Origin of the sequence: Mesorhizobium sp. B2-8-5 (assembly GCF_006440675.2) — a bacterium.
GTDB lineage: Bacteria > Pseudomonadota > Alphaproteobacteria > Rhizobiales > Rhizobiaceae > Mesorhizobium.
In genome coordinates this window covers 6,365,535-6,382,128 of the sequence record NZ_CP083951.1, presented here as the reverse complement: position 1 = coordinate 6,382,128, position 16,594 = coordinate 6,365,535, and the positions used below count along the sequence as shown (strand labels likewise).

Sequence of the window (16,594 nt, the reverse complement as noted above, 5' to 3'; positions counted from 1 at the left end):
CGGCCTTTGCCGCTTGAAAACGCGCCGCGTCGCCGCATAATCGGTCCGGTCCCCGCAAGAAGCACACAATGATGATGGGATCGGGGGAGGAATATTTGCCGTCGGGCCACACTTTCGTCATTGCCGACGACCATCCGCTTTTTCGCGGCGCGCTGAAGGAGGCGCTGGCCGGCATCGGCGACGTTGCCGCCATCCATGAGGCCGGCGATTTCGAAAGCGCCAAGGCGCTGGTGCTCGCCAACGAGGATGTCGACATGGTGCTGCTCGACCTGTCGATGCCGGGCGCCAGCGGTCTCTCCGGCCTGATCGCGCTGCGCGGCATCCATCCGGCGGTGCCGCTGGTGGTGGTATCGGCGCATGACGATCCCGTCACCATCCGCCGCGCGCTCGATCTCGGCGCTTCCGGCTTCATCTCCAAATCGGCGAGCATGGAAGAGATACGCGGCGCCGTGCAGGCGGTGCTTGCCGGCGATATCGCCGCGCCCACCGGCGTCGAGCTGGGCGTCGAGCGCGATCCGGAAATCTCCGACCTGATCAAGCGGCTGCAGGCGCTGACGCCACAGCAGACGCGGGTGCTCGGCATGCTGGCGGAGGGCCTGCTCAACAAGCAGATCGCCTATGAGCTCGGCGTTTCCGAAGCCACCATCAAGGCGCATGTCTCGGCCATCCTGCAGAAGCTCGGCGTCGATAGCCGCACCCAGGCCGTCATCCAGCTTTCGAAGATCGGCGGCGACCCGCTGCAGCCGGTTGGCTGATCATTCCGCCGCCGGCGCCAGCGGCCTGACGCGCGCCATCATCGAGCGCAGCACCGCCGGCTTCAGCGGCTTGTTGACGAGCGGAATGTCGAGCCGGCCGGCAGCCGCGCGCACCTCGCTGGAGCGGTCGGCGGTGACCAGCACGCAGGCAAGGTCCCGTCCGTAGGCGGCGCGCAGTGTGGCGATCGCATCGAGGCCGGTGCCGCCGTCGAGATGGTAATCTGCCAGCACGAGGTCCGGCTTCGGCGCGCCGGGCTTCAGCAGATCGCCTGATCCCGAAGCCGTCTCGACATGGCATCCCCAGCCTTCGAGCAGCAGCCGCATGCCGTCGAGGATGCGCGCGTCATTGTCGATGCACAACACATTGAGCCCGGCAAGCGTCGAGGCGGAGCGGGCCGGCGCCTTGCCGGCCTCGCGCGGCGGCGCGGCGACCGCCGCGACCGGCAGGATGACGGAAAAACGCGTGCCCCTGCCGGGGTTGGAGTAGATGCGGATCTCGAGCCTCAGCACCCTGGCGATACGGTCGACGATGGAGAGCCCCAGGCCAAGGCCTTCGGCCTCGCGCACGCCCTCGTCGAGGCGCGTGAACTCGTGGAAGACCGTGTTGAGCTTGTCGCCGGCAATGCCGATGCCGGTGTCGATCACCTGGATCTCGGCCAGTTCGCCGCGTCGCCGCACTCCAACCAGGATGCGGCCCTGGCGCGTGTATTTGATGGCGTTGGAAACGAGGTTCTGGATCAGCCGGCGCAGCAGGTTGCGGTCGGTCATGACGCCGAGCGAGGATGGGATGATCGTGAGTTCGAGCTTCTTCTCAGCGGCAAGCGGGCGGAAATCATTGCCGATCTGGCCGAGCAGTCCGCCGAGATTGAAGGCGGCGTTGTCGGGCTTCATGGCGCCAGCGTCGAGCCGCGAGATGTCGAGCACCGCGCCGAGGATGGTCTCGACCGATTCCAGCGAGGATTCGATGTTGATCGCCGCCTTGCCGGCCGGTCCCTTGCCGGCCTTCTCGATCAGCGACGAGCAATAGAGCCGGGCGGCATTGAGCGGCTGCAGGATGTCGTGGCCGGCGGCGGCGAGGAAGCGCGTCTTGCCGAGGTTTGCCTCCTCGGCCAGCATCTGCGCCTGCGCCAGCTCCTCGTTGACGCGGGTGAGTTCGATGGTGCGGGTCTTGACCCGCTGCTCCAGCGATTCATTGGCCCGCTTCAGCGCCAGGTCCTGTTCGACGCGGCCGGAAATGTCGGCATAGGTGGCGACGATGCCACCATCGGGCATGGGGTTGGAGCGCAGCTCAAGGATGCGGCCGCTGGTCCTCAGCTCCATCTGCCACGGGCCGGCGAAGCTGGTCAGCCGGTTGAGCATCGTCACACGCTGGTCGCCGGGAATGTCGCCGCGCTCGGCGAGATGGCGCAGGATCCGGTCGAGCGAGACGCCGACCTGGCCCATCTCGTCCGGCAGGTCGAACAGCAGCCGGTATTGCCGGTTCCAGCAGATCAACCGGAAATCGCGATCGAAGACGGTGATGCCTTGCTCCATCTGGTCGAGCGCGATCTGAAGCAAGTCGCGATTGTGCTGCAGCGCCTCGGTGGCGTCGTCGAGCAGCTTGAAGGCATCCTTGGAGTCGCGGTCGTTGCGGCGGAAGAGCAGCGACAGGATCAGCCGCGCCGAGGAAGAGCCGACGGCGCTTGCCAGCAGTTGCTCCGAGAAGCGGATGGCATCCATGCTGGCCTGTTCGGTACCGTGCAGGGAGACTTTCGCGTCCCTTTCGAAGGACTGGAACGAGCGCTCCGTGCGCTCGACGCCGAGATAGCGCGAGATCGTATCTTTCAGGTCGTTGACGGTGACGGCAGTGCGGAAGCGCCTGAGGCTCGGCATCGGGCCGGCCTCGCGCGGCACGAAGATCGCCGCCTGGATGCGCTCCAGCGGCACGGATGCGCGGGACAGGGAGCCGAGGACAAAAAACAGCGCGTTGACCGAGAGGCTCCACAGCACGCCATGGTTCAGCGGCTCGCCGACGGTGCCGAACAGCGCCTGCGGCCTCAGCGCCTCGAAGCCGAACAGGCCGTGGACGACGATGTCGGTAGAGGGACCGACGAGCGAGGGGAGCAGCAGCGTGTAACCCCAGACGGCGATGCCAGCGACCATGCCGAGCGCGGCGCCCCGGCCATTGGCGCGGCGCCAGATCAGGCCGCCGATCAGCGCGGGCGAGAATTGCGCGATCGCCGCAAACGACATCAGGCCGATCGACGACAGCCGCGCGCTGTTGGTGCTCTCGCGATAATAGAGGAAGGCGATGAACAGCATGATGAAGATCGAGGCGCGGCGCACATTGAGGATGAGCGTCGACCAGTCCTCGTTCTCCGAGGAACTGGTCTTGAGCACGCGCCGCACGAACAGCGGGATGACGAGATCGTTGGAGATCATGATCGACAGCGCGACGCTCTCGACGATCACCATGGCGGTCGCCGCCGACAGGCCGCCGACAAAAGCGGTCATCGCCAGCAGGTCATGCCCGCTGAGCAGCGGCAGCGACAGCACGTAAAGGTCGCTGCTGGTCCTGGCGCCGACCAGCGACAGGCCGGCAAAGGCGATCGGCAGCACGAAGAGGTTGATCGCCACCAGATAAAGCGGGAACACCCAGGTCGCCGTGCGCAACTCCGCCTCGCTGCGGTTCTCGACGATGGTGACGTAGAACTGTCGCGGCAGCATCAGCACGGCAAAGCCGCTCAGGCCGGTCAGCACCAGCCAGGTGGCCAAAGAGGTGCTGTAGCTCATGGCCTGGCGCACCTGGCCGTTTCCGGCGAGCTTGGCGAACATGTCGCCGGGCCCGCCGAAGATCAGGAACGTCACCATCAGGCCGATGGCGAGAAAGGCGGCGAGCTTGACCACGGTCTCGACCGCCACCGCGAGCACCAGGCCGTCCTGATGTTCCGTGGCGTCGGCATGGCGGGTGCCGAACAGCACCGCGAACAGCGCCAAAAGCATCGCCACCACGAGCGAGATATCGCTGACGAACGGATCGAAGGAGGGCGGCGAGCCGGTATAGTGCTCGACCATCAGGCTGACGGAGCCCGAGATCGCCTTCAGCTGCAGCGCGATATAGGGCACCGCGCCGATGGTCGCGATCAGTGTCGCGATCGCCGCGACGGTGAAGCTCTTGCCGTAGCGGGCGCCGAGGAAGTCGGCGATCGAGGTGATCTTCTCGCTTTTTGCCAGCCGGATCATGCGGCTGAGCAGCGGGAAGCCGAACACGAACACCAGCACCGGGCCGGTATAGATGCCGAGGAATTCGAGGCCGCGCTCGGAGGACAGGCCGACCGAGCCGAAGAAGGTCCAGGACGTGCAGTAGATGGCAAGGCTGAGCGCATAGATGAAAGGCCGTGCCCGGCCCAGGCCGATAGTAGCCGCACGCCGGTCGCCGACGCTGGCGATGGCGAAAAGCAGCGTCACATAGGCGATCGCGATGATGACGACGAACCAGCCTAACACGGTCCGCACTTCCTCCCTGGCCGTTTGCCTCCTCCGGCAATCACGCAACCACAGCCTGGCGCCTGAGTCCATCGCGGCTTTCGGCGCATATGTGCTTGATGACGCTGCGTAAACACAAAGCGGTGCTTTGGCCTATTTTCCGGTTTTGCAACTGGGGGTTTTTGTTATGGTGGCCTGGGGCCGGCGCCGAAGGACATTGGTGAGGCGGCAGCGCGGTCCGTCACGGAGGGTCGAATGCTGAAAGAATTCCAGGAATTCATTTCCAAGGGCAATGTGATGGACTTGGCCGTGGGCGTCATCATCGGCGCCGCCTTCGGCAAGATCGTCGATTCCTTGGTCAACGATATCATCATGCCGATCGTCGGCGCGATCTTCGGCGGGCTGGACTTCAACAATTACTTCTTCGGACTGTCCTCGAACGTTCATTCGACCGCGCTGGCCGATGCCAAGAAAGAGGGCGCGGTCTTCGCCTATGGCAGCTTCATCACCGTGGTGCTGAACTTCCTGATCCTTGCCTTTATTATCTTCCTGATGGTCAAGGCCGTGAACAATATGCGCAAGCGTCTGGAGCGCGAAAAGCCCGCGCCTGCCGCTGCGCCACCGCCGGCCGACGTGCAGTTGCTGACCGAAATCCGCGACCTGCTCGCGAAACGGTAACTCCGCAACGAGCGCCCTGGACCAAAACCCCGGCCGCCTGCGGCCGGGGTTTTCTGTTTGCGGCTGCCGTAAAAGAGGCTAGCAGTCATGAAAAACCGGACGGATTCTTGCATGACCCTGATCCAGACCTTGCGCACCGAAGCCCGAGCCGCACCCGAAAGCGGCATAGTCGCCGTCGTCAATCACGGCCGGTTGCGTGAAGGCCTGATCCCGCTCTGGGCCGGTGAGGGCGATCTGCCGACGCCTTCCTTCATCAGCGATGCCGCCGCCAAAGGGCTGGCCGACGGCGAGACGTTCTACACCTGGCAGAAGGGCATTCCCGCGCTCAGGCAGGCGCTCGCCCGCTACTACGCCAGGCACTTCGGCGGGACCTTCGCCGAGGAAGAGTTCATCGTCACCGGATCCGGCATGCATGCCATCCAACTGGCCATCGACGCGATCGCCGGCAGCGGCGACGAGGTGATCTACCTCTCGCCCGCCTGGCCGAACTTCGCCGCGGCCGCCGGCGTGGCGGGCGCCGTGCCGGTGCCGGTCACCCTCGACCAGTCCGGCAATGGCTGGTCCTGCGACGTCGACAAGATCGCCTCCGCGATCACGCCGCGCACAAAGCTGTTGTTCATCAACACGCCGTCCAACCCGACCGGCTGGACGGCCGACAAGGAGACGCTCCAGGCGATCCTCGATCTCGCCCGCCAAAAGGGCCTGTGGATCATTGCCGACGAGATCTATTCGTTGTTCCACTACGGCCACGGCCGCGCGCCCTCCTTCCTCGACGTCGCCACGCCCGAGGACTGCATCCTGTTCGTCAACAGTTTTTCCAAGAACTGGGCGATGACCGGCTGGCGCGTCGGCTGGATCAAGACCCATCCCGCCTTGCAGCAGGTGTTCGAAAACCTGATCCAGTACTCGACCTCGGGCGTCGCCCAGTTCATGCAACGCGGCGCGGTCGCCGCCCTTGACGAGGGCGACGGCTTCATCGCCGAACAGGTGGCGCGCGCGCGGGCCGCCCGCGATCTCGTCTGCGGCATTCTGGGCGAAACCGGCAAGGCGCGTTTCACCGTGCCGCAAGGCGCCTTCTACCTGTTCTTCAGGGTCGACGGCCTCACCGATGCCCGAAAAGCCGCCTTCGACATCGTCGACAACGCCAATGTCGGCCTGGCGCCCGGCACCGCCTTCGGCCCCGGCGGCGAAGCCTTCCTCAGACTATGCTTCCACCGTCGCCTCGATCAGCTCGAGGAAGCGGCGCATCGTTTGGCGAAATGGATGAAGACGGTGTGAGGTCGCAATCGGTCGGGAAGTGTTTGTTTACGAACCCTTTTCCGCACCGCTTCGTTCTTAGGCAGACGTAACGTCAGCCGCCTGATTTCGGCACCAGGAGCGGAATGATCCGATCGGTCTTGGCGACAGCGGGACGGCCGGAGCTGGCATAGGGAATGCCCAGGGCATCCCAGGTCTCGACCAGCGCGTCCTGCAATTCGGCGATCAGCGCGTCCGAATGGAACGGCGTCGGCGTGATGCGCAGCCGCTCGGTGCCGCGCGGCACCGTCGGATAGTTGATCGGCTGGATGTAGATGCCGTGCACGCCGAGCAGGCGGTCGCTGGCCATCTTGCAAAGCTCGGGGTCGCCGACCAGCACCGGCACGATATGGGTGGCCGATTCCATCACCGGCAAGCCGGCCGCCGCAAGCACCTGCTTGGTGCGCGCCGCCTGGCGTCGCTGTGCGTCGCGCTCGACCTGCGAGCGTTTGAGGTGGCGGATAGAGGCGGTGGTGGCGGCGGCGATGGCCGGCGGCAGCGCAGTGGTGAAGATGAAGCCCGGCGCATAGGAACGCACGGCGTCGATCACCGCGCTGGTGCCGGTGATGTAGCCGCCCAGCGTGCCGAAGGCCTTGGCCAGCGTGCCCTGGATGATGTCGATGCGGTCGGCCAGGCCTTCGCGCTCGGTGATGCCGCCGCCGCGCGGTCCGTACATGCCGACGGCATGGACCTCATCGATATAGGTCATGGCGTTGTAGCGTTCGGCGAGCTCGACGATCTGCTTGATCGGCGCGATGTCGCCGTCCATCGAATAGACGCTTTCGAAGACGATCAGCTTGGCGCGTTCGCGCCCGGCCGCCTGCAGCAGGCTTTCCAGATGCGCGACGTCGTTGTGGCGGAAGATCTTCTTTTCCGCGCCCGAGCGCCGAACGCCTTCGATCATCGAGGCATGGTTCAGCTCGTCCGAGATGATCAGGCAGTTGGGGAGCAGCCGCGCGATGGTCGAGATCGAGGCCTCGTTGGAGACGAAGCCCGAGGTGAAGACAAGGGCTGCTTCCTTGTCGTGCAGGTCGGCGAGCTCATGCTCCAGTTCGACCAGCGGGTTGGACGTGCCGGAGATGTTGCGGGTGCCGCCGGCGCCCGAACCCATCCGGCCGGCCGCGTTCTGGAAGGCGGCGATGACATCTTCGTTCTGGCCCATGCCGAGATAGTCGTTGGAGCACCAAACGGTGATTTCCTGGGCACGGCCGTTGGAACGCCAGATGGCGCGCGGGAACTTGCCCACCATGCGCTCGAGGTCGGCGAAAACGCGATAGCGACGCTCGGCGTGGAGCTGATCGATCGCATCTTCGAAGAACCGCTGGTAATTCATGTCGGCTTCCCAATTTTGCGGCGGATCATAGTCACTGCCCCATGCCACGTCCACCGGACCCAACCGGTCAAAATGCCACGCCTTTACCCTGTTCCTAACGATGCCGGATCGTGGCCTATTCCCGGCTGTTTGAAGCAGCTTTGTTTCAGTACGATGCCTCGGGCGGGAGGAACTGTTACGGATTTAACACTGTAGGGAGGCCAATGCATATCGCCCAAAAGTGCACAGCGGTTTGGGCGAACGACATAGGCTTTAACGGGCTTGCGGCGGGGTTTCCAGCACGGTGGCTGTTGAGACAGTTTCCGATAAATCTTGATCAGCGAGGTAGATGATGACGGTTTTGGTGACGGGCGGTGCCGGCTATATCGGCAGCCACATGGTCTGGGAGCTGCTGGACGCCGGCGAGAGCGTCGTGGTGCTCGACCGGCTTTCCACCGGCTTCGAATGGGCGGTGGCCCCGGAAGCAAGGTTGGTCGTCGGCGATGTCGCCGATCGTGACCTGGTCGGCCGGATCATCCGCGACAACAAGGTCGATGCCATCATCCACTTCGCCGGTTCGATCGTCGTGCCGGAATCGGTCGCCGACCCGCTCGGTTACTACGAGAACAACACCTGCAAGACCCGCACGCTGATCGAAACCGCGGTGCGCGAAGGCGTGCCGCATTTCATCTTCTCCTCCACCGCCGCCGTCTATGGCGGCGCCGGGCTGGAGCCGGTGCGCGAGGATGCCCGCCTTGCGCCGGAATCGCCCTATGGCCTTTCCAAGTTGATGAGCGAGTGGATGCTGCGCGATGCCGCCCTGGCGCACGACATCCGCTACACGGCGCTGCGCTATTTCAACGTCGCCGGCGCCGATCCAAAGGGCCGCACCGGACAGTCGACGCCCGGCGCCACGCATCTGATCAAGGTCGCCTGCGAGACCGCGCTCGGCAAGCGCCCCTTCATGCAGGTCTTCGGCAATGACTATCCGACGCCGGACGGCACCTGCATGCGCGATTACATCCATGTCAGCGATCTCGCCGCCGCGCACCGGCTGGCGCTGCAGCGGCTGCGCGCCGGTGGCGAGAGCCTCGTCGCCAATTGCGGCTACAGCCACGGCTATTCCGTGCTCGAGGTGATAGACAGCGTGCGCCGCGCCTTCGGCCATGACTTCGATGTGCGCATGGGGGACCGCCGGCCGGGCGACGCCGCCGCCGTGGTCGCCAATTCCGAGCTTGCCCGCAACGAACTCGGCTGGACGCCGCAGCGTGACGATCTCGACTTGATCGTCAACGATGCGCTGGCCTGGGAACGCATCCTGACGACCAAGAACTCCGTTCGAACCTGAGCAATTCCGGGAAAAGTGTGTAGCGGTTGGGTTCGGCGACTTCGCCGTAGCCTTCCCTCCGGAATTGCGTAATGAAACTGAGCTGTTGGGCCAAGGGCTCGTCCGGCGTCTTTAGACGCGGTATTGAGCCTCATGCAGCGGTGCGTCGAGGCGCGCTGCCCTGTTCGATCCTGAGGGGACAGCATGAAGGTCTTGGTTCTCGGCGCCGGGGTGGTTGGCACGGCGGCCGCCTATTATTTGGCAAAGGACGGTCATGAGGTGACGGTGATCGAGCGCCACGAAGCGGCGGCGCGCGGCACCAGCCAGTCGAATGCCGGCCTGGTCTCGCCGGGCGACGCAACCGCCTGGGCCTCGCCGGCCGCGCTGAAGACCTTCCTGCGCGCGCTCTGGAACCACGACCTCGGCATCAAGGTCAGGCTGCGCCTCGATCCCTATTTCTATGCCTGGAGCCTGCGTTTCCTGCGCGAATGCACGGTGAAGCGCCTGCGCGCCAACACCGATATCAAGCTCAGGCTGGCACTCCACTCCCGCGATTGCATCAACGCGCTCTCGGAGGAAACCGGCATCCATTACGACGAGCGCAGGAAGGGCATTCTCTACTTCTTCCGATCGCAAAAGAGCGTCGACACCGGCACCGACAATTACCGCTATCTCGGCGAGCACGGCCTGCCGATCGAGATCGTCGGCCGCGAGCGCCTGGTCGAGCTGGAACCGGGCCTTGCCGGCGTGAAGGAAAAGATCGCCGGCGGCATCTATTCGCCGATCGACCAGACCGGCGATTCCAAGCAGTTCACCGACAGGCTCGCGGCCTATGCCGCCGAGAAGCTCGGCGTCAAATTCCTGTTCGGCACGACGGTCCAGGGCCTCGACATCGAGGGCGACCGGGTGCGCGCCGTCATGACTTCGGCCGGCCCGCTCGCCGGCGACGCCATCGTCATCTCCATGGGGCCGGAAAGCGGCCTGCTCGGCCGCCGCTACGGCATCGACCTGCCGGTCTATCCGGTGAAAGGCTACACCGCGACGATTCCCCTAGAAGACGAAAGCAAGGGGCCGACCATGGGCGGCGCCGACGAGGACCGGCTGATCGGCTATTCGAGGCTCGGCAACCGCCTGCGCATGTCCTCGACGGCCGAATTCACCGGCTTCGACCGCAGCTTCAAGCCCGGCGATTTCAGAACCATCCTGGAAACCGGAAAGGACCTTTTCCCGGGCGCCTTCGACGAGAAGAAGGCCGTGCTGTGGGCAGGCCTGCGGCCGATGATGCCGAACTCGGTGCCGGTTATCGGCCAGGCGAAATACCGCAATCTCTATCTCGATACCGGCCACGGCCATGTCGGCTGGACTATGGCCTGCGGCTCGGGACAGTTCCTCGCCGACGTCGTTGCCGGCCGCAAGCCGCAGATCGATCCGCAGGGATTGCTCTACGGGACGGCGCGCTGAGCCGGCTTAGAGCTTCACGCCTGCTGCCAGGCCAACGCGTATTCGCGCCAAGCGCGCTCGATTGGCGGTGCGGTGCGTTCGCCTTTGCTCGTGACCGTAGCGCCATCCGACGCCAGCAGCGCGGCGCCGATGCTGGTGCCGGTCGAGGCCTCCGATGCAATGACGGGCCTTCCCGTCGCTGCCGCCAGCATGCGGATGAAAAGCGGGTTCTGCGCGAACGGTCCCTCGACGGTTGTCGGCCCGTCGCCGCCAATCAGCTCCAGGCAGGTCACGGTCATCAGCGCCAGGTAGAATGAGATGGCGGCGAAGCGCTGGCCGGAGCTCAGGTCGTCGGCGTTACACCATTGCGCGGCGCGCTGCGGAAACGGTCCGGAGCCCTGCTGAGTGGACGGCAGCAGCAGAGCTTTCTGCGCCAGCACGGCGGCAACGTCGTCTTCACTCCATTCCTGTGGCTGGCCGTCGGTCAACAGCGAAAACTCGCGTCCGCCCATGAACCGCGCCGACGGCACAGGATCGCCGAGCGCATTGACGTTGACCAGCGTGTCGCGCGCCGCGTCCAACTCGACCTTCCGGCCGCCCACCGCCATCGACACCACCCATGTGCCGGTCGAAACGACCGAGAAGGGCGGTGCGTCGGACAACAGATGCGGCAGCAGCGAGGCGTTGGAATCGTGCAGTCCGCAGAATACGGGCGTCTGCGGGTCGAGCCCTGTGCGTTGCGCCAGCTCCGGCAGGATCGGGCCAAGCCGATCCTTTGCTGGCCGCACCGGCGCCATCAACCGGCGCCAGCCCATCCTGTCGGCCAGCGAGGAGTAATCGGACGTCCAGGGGTTCCACAGATCGGTGTGGCAGCCGAGCGACGTGCCTTCATTGGCAGCGACACCGGTCAGCCGCAGCGCCCAGTACTGCGGATACATCAGCATCGCGGCGGCCTTGGCGAATTCCGCCGGGAATTGTCTCTGCTGCCAGAAGAATTGCGCGCCGAGATTGAGGCCGATCGGCAACCGCGGCGTACCGGTTTCGGCGAAGGGCGGACGCACGGCGTCGTAGTCGGCCGCAAGCTGGTCGGGGCCGTCGAATTCATAGTCGAGCACCGGCAGTACCAGTTCGCCGGAGCGGTCGACCAGCGCGCCGGTCGCGCCATGCGTGGTGATCGATATCGCATCGATCCGCTGTTCGCGGTTGAGATCGGCCAGGCTGTCGAGGATGAACGTCCACAGCGCCTCGACATCGTGATGCGGGTAGGGCGCCTGCCGCACAGGAGCATTGGCGATACGGCGCAGTGCAATCTCGCTCAGCGTCGCGAGATCGACCAGCGCTACCTTGGCGTTGGTCTTGCCGATATCGATGACGGCGACGATCATGCCATATGGAACACGGTTTCCAGCGGCACCGCCACCGGCTCGTTGTCGGTTTTGGTTTCCATGAGGTCGGCCATATGCGCCCACCAGCGCTGCATCACGGGGTGCTTCGGAAGGTCCGCCATGCCGTGGTCGTCACGCCGCCGCAGCACCCCGAACAGGATGTTGGTTTCCTCGTCGAGATGGATCGAATAATCGGAGACGCCGGCCAGCTTCAGCAGATCAACTAGCTCGGGCCAGATCTCGTCATGGCGCCGCTGGTACTCGGCCTTCATGCCGGGATTGAGCTTCATCTTGAAGGCGTATTTCTCCATCAGGCGAAGCGTCCCACGCGCAGGCGGCGCCAGATAATGGGCAGCGCGATGACGATGATCAGCAACAGGCCGATGAAGATCGACATGACGATGCCGGGCACGTTGAGCAGTCCGAGGCCGAACGTCACCAGCCCCATGATGAAGGCGGCGAGCACGACGCCCAGAATGCTGCCGGCGCCGCCGAGAATCGAGACGCCGCCCAGCACCACCATGGTGATCGCCTCAAGCTCGTAGCCCTGCGCGATAGACGGCCGCGTCGAGCCGAGCCGCGAGGTGATCAGCACGGAGGCGATGCCCGACATCAGCCCGGTCAGGCAGAACAGGATGAACTTGATGCGGTTGACGCGCACGCCGGAGAATTGGCAGGCCACCGGGTTGTTGCCGATGGCGAAGACCCGGCGGCCGAAGCTCGTGCGGTGCAGGACGAACCAGTAGATCAGCGCCGCGATCAGGAACAGCGCCAGCTCGAACGAGAAGACCCACCAGACATAGCCTTGGCCGAAGAAGGCGAAGCTTTCCGGATAGCCTTTGTAGGCCTGGTCGCCGAGGATGATGAAGGCGATGCCGCGGAACAGGCTCATCGTGCCGATGGTGACGACGATGGAAGGCAGGCCGAGGCGGGTGACCAGCAACCCATTGAAGGAGCCGCAGCCAAGGCCGACGACGATGCCGATCGCCACCAGCACTGGGGTGCCCGCACCGGCTTGCACCGCCACGCCCATCATCGTCGAGGCTAAAGCCACGATCGCGGCAACCGAGAGATCGATCTCGCCGGAGATGATCAGCAGCGCCATGGCTAGAGCGATCAGCCCCTTTTCGGTGAAGTTGAAGGTCAGGTCCGACAGCGACCACGGATCGAGGAAATAGGGCGAAGCGAAGCTGTTGACCGCAAAGATGGCGACCGCGATGACGACCAGCAGCGCTTCCCAGGAGAAGATCGCCGAGGACAGCGGCTTGTCGAGCCGGTCGGGGATATGGCGCGGGGCAGGGGTGTCGGTCATGCCGCTTCCGCCTTTCTCAGGATGATGCGGCCCTGCCGGCGCTCGCCGCGCGCGTTGAGCACCACGGCCAGGATGATGGCGCTGCCCGAGATCGCCATCTGCCAGAAGGGCGAGATGTTGATGACCGGCAGCGCGTTGGAGATGATGCCGAGGAACAGCGCCCCCAGCACCGCGCCGCCGACCGAGCCGATGCCGCCGGCGATCGAGATGCCGCCGATGACGCAGGCGGCGATGATGTTGAGCTCATAGCCGTTGGCGACCTCGACCGAGGCGATCACATAGCGCGAGATCCACAGATAGCCGGCAAGCCCGCCGATCATGCCGGAAATGCAAAAGACGATGAATTTGGTGCGGCCGACATCGATGCCGGCATAGACCGAGGCGGTCGGATTGACGCCAATGGCGTAGATCGAGCGGCCGATCGCGGTCCGCGTCATCACCAGGAAGAACAGCGCGATCACGACGATCGCGATCCAGGACAGCACCGGCAGGCCGAGGAAGGCAACGCGCTGGAAGTTGATGAAGTCCGGGCTCATCTGGTCGGCATTGACCCAAGCGCCGCCGGAGACGACGAAGGTGGCGCCCCGATAGATGGTGAGCGTGCCCAACGTCACCACGATCGACGGGATGTTCAGCCGCCACACCAGAAGGCCGTTGATGGCGCCGAGCACCAGGCCGACGAGAAGCGCGATCACGATCAGCATCGGGATCGGGATCGCCGGATGCGCGGCGTTCAGCATGGCCACCACCATGCCGGTGAAGCAGAGGTTGGAGGCCATCGACAGATCGATCGAGCGCGTCAGGATCACCACCATCTGCCCCAGCGCCAGGATCATCAGGATCGAGGTGTCGTTGAACACCTGGCGCAGATTGGCGGGGTCGGCGAAGCCGGGGAAGCGCGTCGAGATCAGGCCGATCAGCACGACGATGCCGGCAAGCAGCCAGATCTCGCGATATTTGAGGAAGCTCTTCATGCCGCGATCCCCGCTGCCGTCCGAACCAGCGTTTCGGCGTCGAGACTCTTGTTGTCGTAGGTCGCCGCGATACGGCCTTCGCGCATGACCACGACGCGGTCCGACATGCCGAGGATTTCGGGCAGCTCGGACGACACCATGATCACCGACAGGCCTTGCGCGACCAGCTCGGCCATGAAGCCGTGCACGGCGGCCTTGGAGCCGATGTCGATGCCCTTGGTCGGCTCGTCGAGGATGATCACCTTGGGCGCTGTGGCCAGCCATTTGGCGATAACGACTTTCTGCTGGTTGCCGCCGGAAAGCGTGCCGACATCCTGGCTCAGCGATGAGGCGCGCAGGTCGAGCCGCTCGGTATAGGAGCGGGCGAGCGAGAACTCTTCCGCCAGCCTCAGCACGCCGGATTTCGAGGTGCGCGCCAGTGAAGGGAGAGAAACATTCTGGAAGATTGGCAGGCCGATCACCACGCCTTGCTTGCCGCGTTCTTCGGGCACATAGACGATGCCGGCCTCGATCGAATCCGCAGCCGATTTCGGTGCGATCGTCCGGCCGTCGAGTGAAATCGCGCCCCGGCTCGTGCGGGTGATGCCGGCGATCGCCTGCATCACCTCGCTGCGCCCGGCGCCGACCAGCCCGTAGAAGCCGAGGATCTCGCCCTTGCGCAATTCGAAGCCGATATCGTCGAACTCGGTCGGATGCGACAGGCCGGAGACGGACAGCACCGGCGCGCCGATCTTCGGCTCGCGCTGCGGAAAGATGTGGTCGACATTGCGGCCGACCATCATGCGTACGATCTCGTTCTGGCCGGCGTCCTTGAGCAGGCCTTCGCCGACCATCTCGCCGTCGCGAAACACCGTATAGCGATCGGCGATGCGGTAGATCTCATCGAATTTGTGGCTGATGAACAGCACCGCCTTGCCATCGCTTTTCAGGAATTCGATCAGCAGGAAAAGCTCCTCGATCTCCTTCATCGAAAGCGCTGCGGTCGGTTCGTCCATGATGACGATGCGCGCATCGATCGACATGGCGCGGGCGACTGCCACCAGGTGCTTGTTGGCGATGCCGAGATCTCTCAGTCGTGCATCGGCGTCGATATGGCCGGCGCGCATCGTCTCCAGCACCTCGCGCGCGTTCTTGCGCATGGTGCGCCAGTCGATGGTGCCGAAACGGGTGCGCGGCGCGTGGCCAAGGAAGATGTTCTCGGCGACCGACAGATCGTCGAACAGCACGGTTTCCTGATGGATGGCGGTGATGCCGTGGCCGAAGGCGGCATGCGCGCTCGGCAGCGTCGTGGCCTGGCCGTCGATGCCGATCTCGCCGGAGTCGGCCTGGTAGATGCCGGTCATGATCTTGACCAATGTCGACTTGCCGGCGCCGTTCTCGCCGATCAGCGCCGTCACCTGTCCAGGATAGAGCGACAGGCTGACATTATGCAGGGCACGCACGCCCGGGAAGCTTTTCGAGATGCCTGAGAGCGTCAGGCGAGGAGAGGCGCTTTGGGCCGGGCCTGAAGGCCCGGGCCGCTCCGTCTCTATTTTGCGCTGGGCTGTCGTGTCCATATCCGTATCAGGCCCCGAGAGAAGGTCCGTTTGAAGATGCGGCGGGACAATTGTCCCGCCGCAGGAACTTGAAGTCGACCGGAATCAGTAGATCTTGGAGAACTTGTCGATGTTGGTCTTGTCGAACTGGAAGGGCGGAGCCATCGCGGCCGAGTTGGTGTCGTCGAGCGTCACCTTGCCGACGCGGCCGATCGACAGCGTAGCGCCGGGCTTGGCTTCTTCCTTCTTCACCGCCAGGTCATGGGCGAGGTAGATCGCCGAGTAGCCGAGATCGATGGGGTTCCACAGCGCGACAGCCTGCGAAGCGCCGTTGTCGATGAACTTCTTGAACTCGGACGGCAGCGCCAGGCCGGTGACGTTGACCTTGCCGATCAGGTTCTCGTCGGTGACGACCTGCGCGGCGGCGACGACGCCGACGGTGGTCGGCGCGATGATCGCCTTGAGGTTCGGATGGGATTTCAGCAGGCCCTTGGCTTCATCGGTGCTCTTGGCCGAGTCGTCATCGCCATAGACGGTGGCGACCAGCTTGATCTTCGGGAACTTCTCCGGCAGCACCTTCTTGGCCGCCTCGATCCAGGCATTCTGGTTGGTCGCCGTCGAGGACGCCGAGAGGATCGCGACGTCGCCGCCTTCCGGCAGGTAGTCGGCGGCAAGCTTGATGATCGTCTCGCCGATCAGGCCGGTGTCGGACGGGTTGAGGTGAAGCTGGCGGCCTTCCTTGGCGACGCCGGAATCCCATGAAATGACGGTGATGCCGCGCTCCATCGCCTTCTTCAGCACAGGCACTAGGGCGTCGGCGTCATTGGCCGAAACGGCGATCGCGTTGACCTTCTGCGCGATCAGCGAATTGATCACTTCGATCTGCGCTTCGGCGGTCGCCTTGGTCGGGCCGGTGTAGATGACATCGACATCGCCCAGTTCCTTGGCCGCTTCCTCGGCGCCCTTGTTGGCGGCGTCGAAGAAGCCGTTGCCGAGCGACTTCACCACCAGCGCGATCTTGACGTTCTCGGCATAGGCGGCATTCACGAACATGGCGGTGGAAAAGGCCGCCGTAACCAGCAGTTTCTTCAAAAAGCTCATCGAATATCCTCCCT

At 64.5% G+C, this 16,594-nt stretch carries 13 protein-coding genes; 5 read left to right on the top strand and 8 right to left on the bottom strand.

Features of this window, described 5'->3' with window-relative positions; genetic code table 11:
- The first annotated feature begins 95 nt into the window (after positions 1–95).
- Positions 96–755 (top strand): response regulator transcription factor, encoded by a 660-nt coding sequence (locus FJ430_RS31185; protein ID WP_140647413.1) that lies wholly within the window; start codon positions 96–98, stop codon positions 753–755.
- On the opposite strand, the gene FJ430_RS31180 is transcribed toward FJ430_RS31185, so the two are convergent.
- Complete coding sequence (locus tag FJ430_RS31180; RefSeq protein WP_181175434.1) at positions 756–4,241, bottom strand: PAS-domain containing protein; 3,486 nt, start codon at positions 4,239–4,241, stop codon at positions 756–758.
- Between the two features lie 234 nt (positions 4,242–4,475).
- Between FJ430_RS31180 and mscL the strand changes: the two genes are divergently transcribed.
- Both mscL and FJ430_RS31170 read left to right on the top strand, forming a co-directional pair.
- A complete protein-coding gene (gene mscL / locus FJ430_RS31175) occupies positions 4,476–4,898 on the top strand; it encodes a large conductance mechanosensitive channel protein MscL (RefSeq protein WP_140659383.1) in 423 nt (140 codons plus the stop codon).
- Between the two features lie 111 nt (positions 4,899–5,009).
- Entirely contained in the window at positions 5,010–6,176 is a 1,167-nt protein-coding gene (locus FJ430_RS31170; RefSeq protein WP_140706305.1) for a pyridoxal phosphate-dependent aminotransferase, read from the top strand.
- A gap of 73 nt (positions 6,177–6,249) precedes the next feature.
- On the opposite strand, the gene hemA is transcribed toward FJ430_RS31170, so the two are convergent.
- Complete coding sequence (gene hemA / locus FJ430_RS31165; protein ID WP_140706303.1) at positions 6,250–7,527, bottom strand: 5-aminolevulinate synthase; 1,278 nt, start codon at positions 7,525–7,527, stop codon at positions 6,250–6,252.
- 331 nt (positions 7,528–7,858) lie between these two features.
- On the opposite strand from hemA, the gene galE reads away from it, so the two are divergent.
- Positions 7,859–8,854 (top strand): UDP-glucose 4-epimerase GalE, encoded by a 996-nt coding sequence (gene galE, locus FJ430_RS31160; RefSeq protein WP_140706301.1) that lies wholly within the window; start codon positions 7,859–7,861, stop codon positions 8,852–8,854.
- A gap of 183 nt (positions 8,855–9,037) precedes the next feature.
- Positions 9,038–10,294 (top strand): D-amino acid dehydrogenase, encoded by a 1,257-nt coding sequence (locus tag FJ430_RS31155; protein ID WP_140706299.1) that lies wholly within the window; start codon positions 9,038–9,040, stop codon positions 10,292–10,294.
- A gap of 14 nt (positions 10,295–10,308) precedes the next feature.
- On the opposite strand, the gene FJ430_RS31150 is transcribed toward FJ430_RS31155, so the two are convergent.
- The 6 genes from FJ430_RS31150 to rhaS form a co-directional block, all read right to left on the bottom strand.
- Positions 10,309–11,658 (bottom strand): FGGY-family carbohydrate kinase, encoded by a 1,350-nt coding sequence (locus tag FJ430_RS31150; RefSeq protein ID WP_140706297.1) that lies wholly within the window; start codon positions 11,656–11,658, stop codon positions 10,309–10,311.
- Positions 11,655–11,969: an L-rhamnose mutarotase gene (rhaM, locus tag FJ430_RS31145; RefSeq protein ID WP_181175432.1), complete on the bottom strand. Its 315-nt coding sequence runs from the start codon at positions 11,967–11,969 to the stop codon at positions 11,655–11,657. The genes FJ430_RS31150 and rhaM overlap by 4 nt, the downstream gene beginning before the upstream one ends.
- The gene (locus tag FJ430_RS31140; protein ID WP_140706293.1) at positions 11,969–12,970 is read right to left on the bottom strand and encodes an ABC transporter permease; all 1,002 of its coding nucleotides are present in this window, start codon (positions 12,968–12,970) and stop codon (positions 11,969–11,971) included. Before FJ430_RS31140 ends, rhaM begins: the two co-directional genes overlap by 1 nt.
- Positions 12,967–13,944, bottom strand: a complete 978-nt coding sequence (locus tag FJ430_RS31135) for an ABC transporter permease (protein WP_140706291.1) — start codon at positions 13,942–13,944, stop codon at positions 12,967–12,969. Before FJ430_RS31135 ends, FJ430_RS31140 begins: the two co-directional genes overlap by 4 nt.
- On the bottom strand, positions 13,941–15,500 hold the full coding sequence (locus FJ430_RS31130) for a sugar ABC transporter ATP-binding protein (protein ID WP_140706289.1): 1,560 nt from the start codon (positions 15,498–15,500) through the stop codon (positions 13,941–13,943). The genes FJ430_RS31135 and FJ430_RS31130 overlap by 4 nt, the downstream gene beginning before the upstream one ends.
- Positions 15,501–15,584: 84 nt before the next feature.
- Positions 15,585–16,580, bottom strand: coding sequence for a rhamnose ABC transporter substrate-binding protein (rhaS, locus tag FJ430_RS31125; protein ID WP_140706287.1), 996 nt, complete (start codon positions 16,578–16,580; stop codon positions 15,585–15,587).
- Positions 16,581–16,594 lie beyond the last annotated feature (14 nt).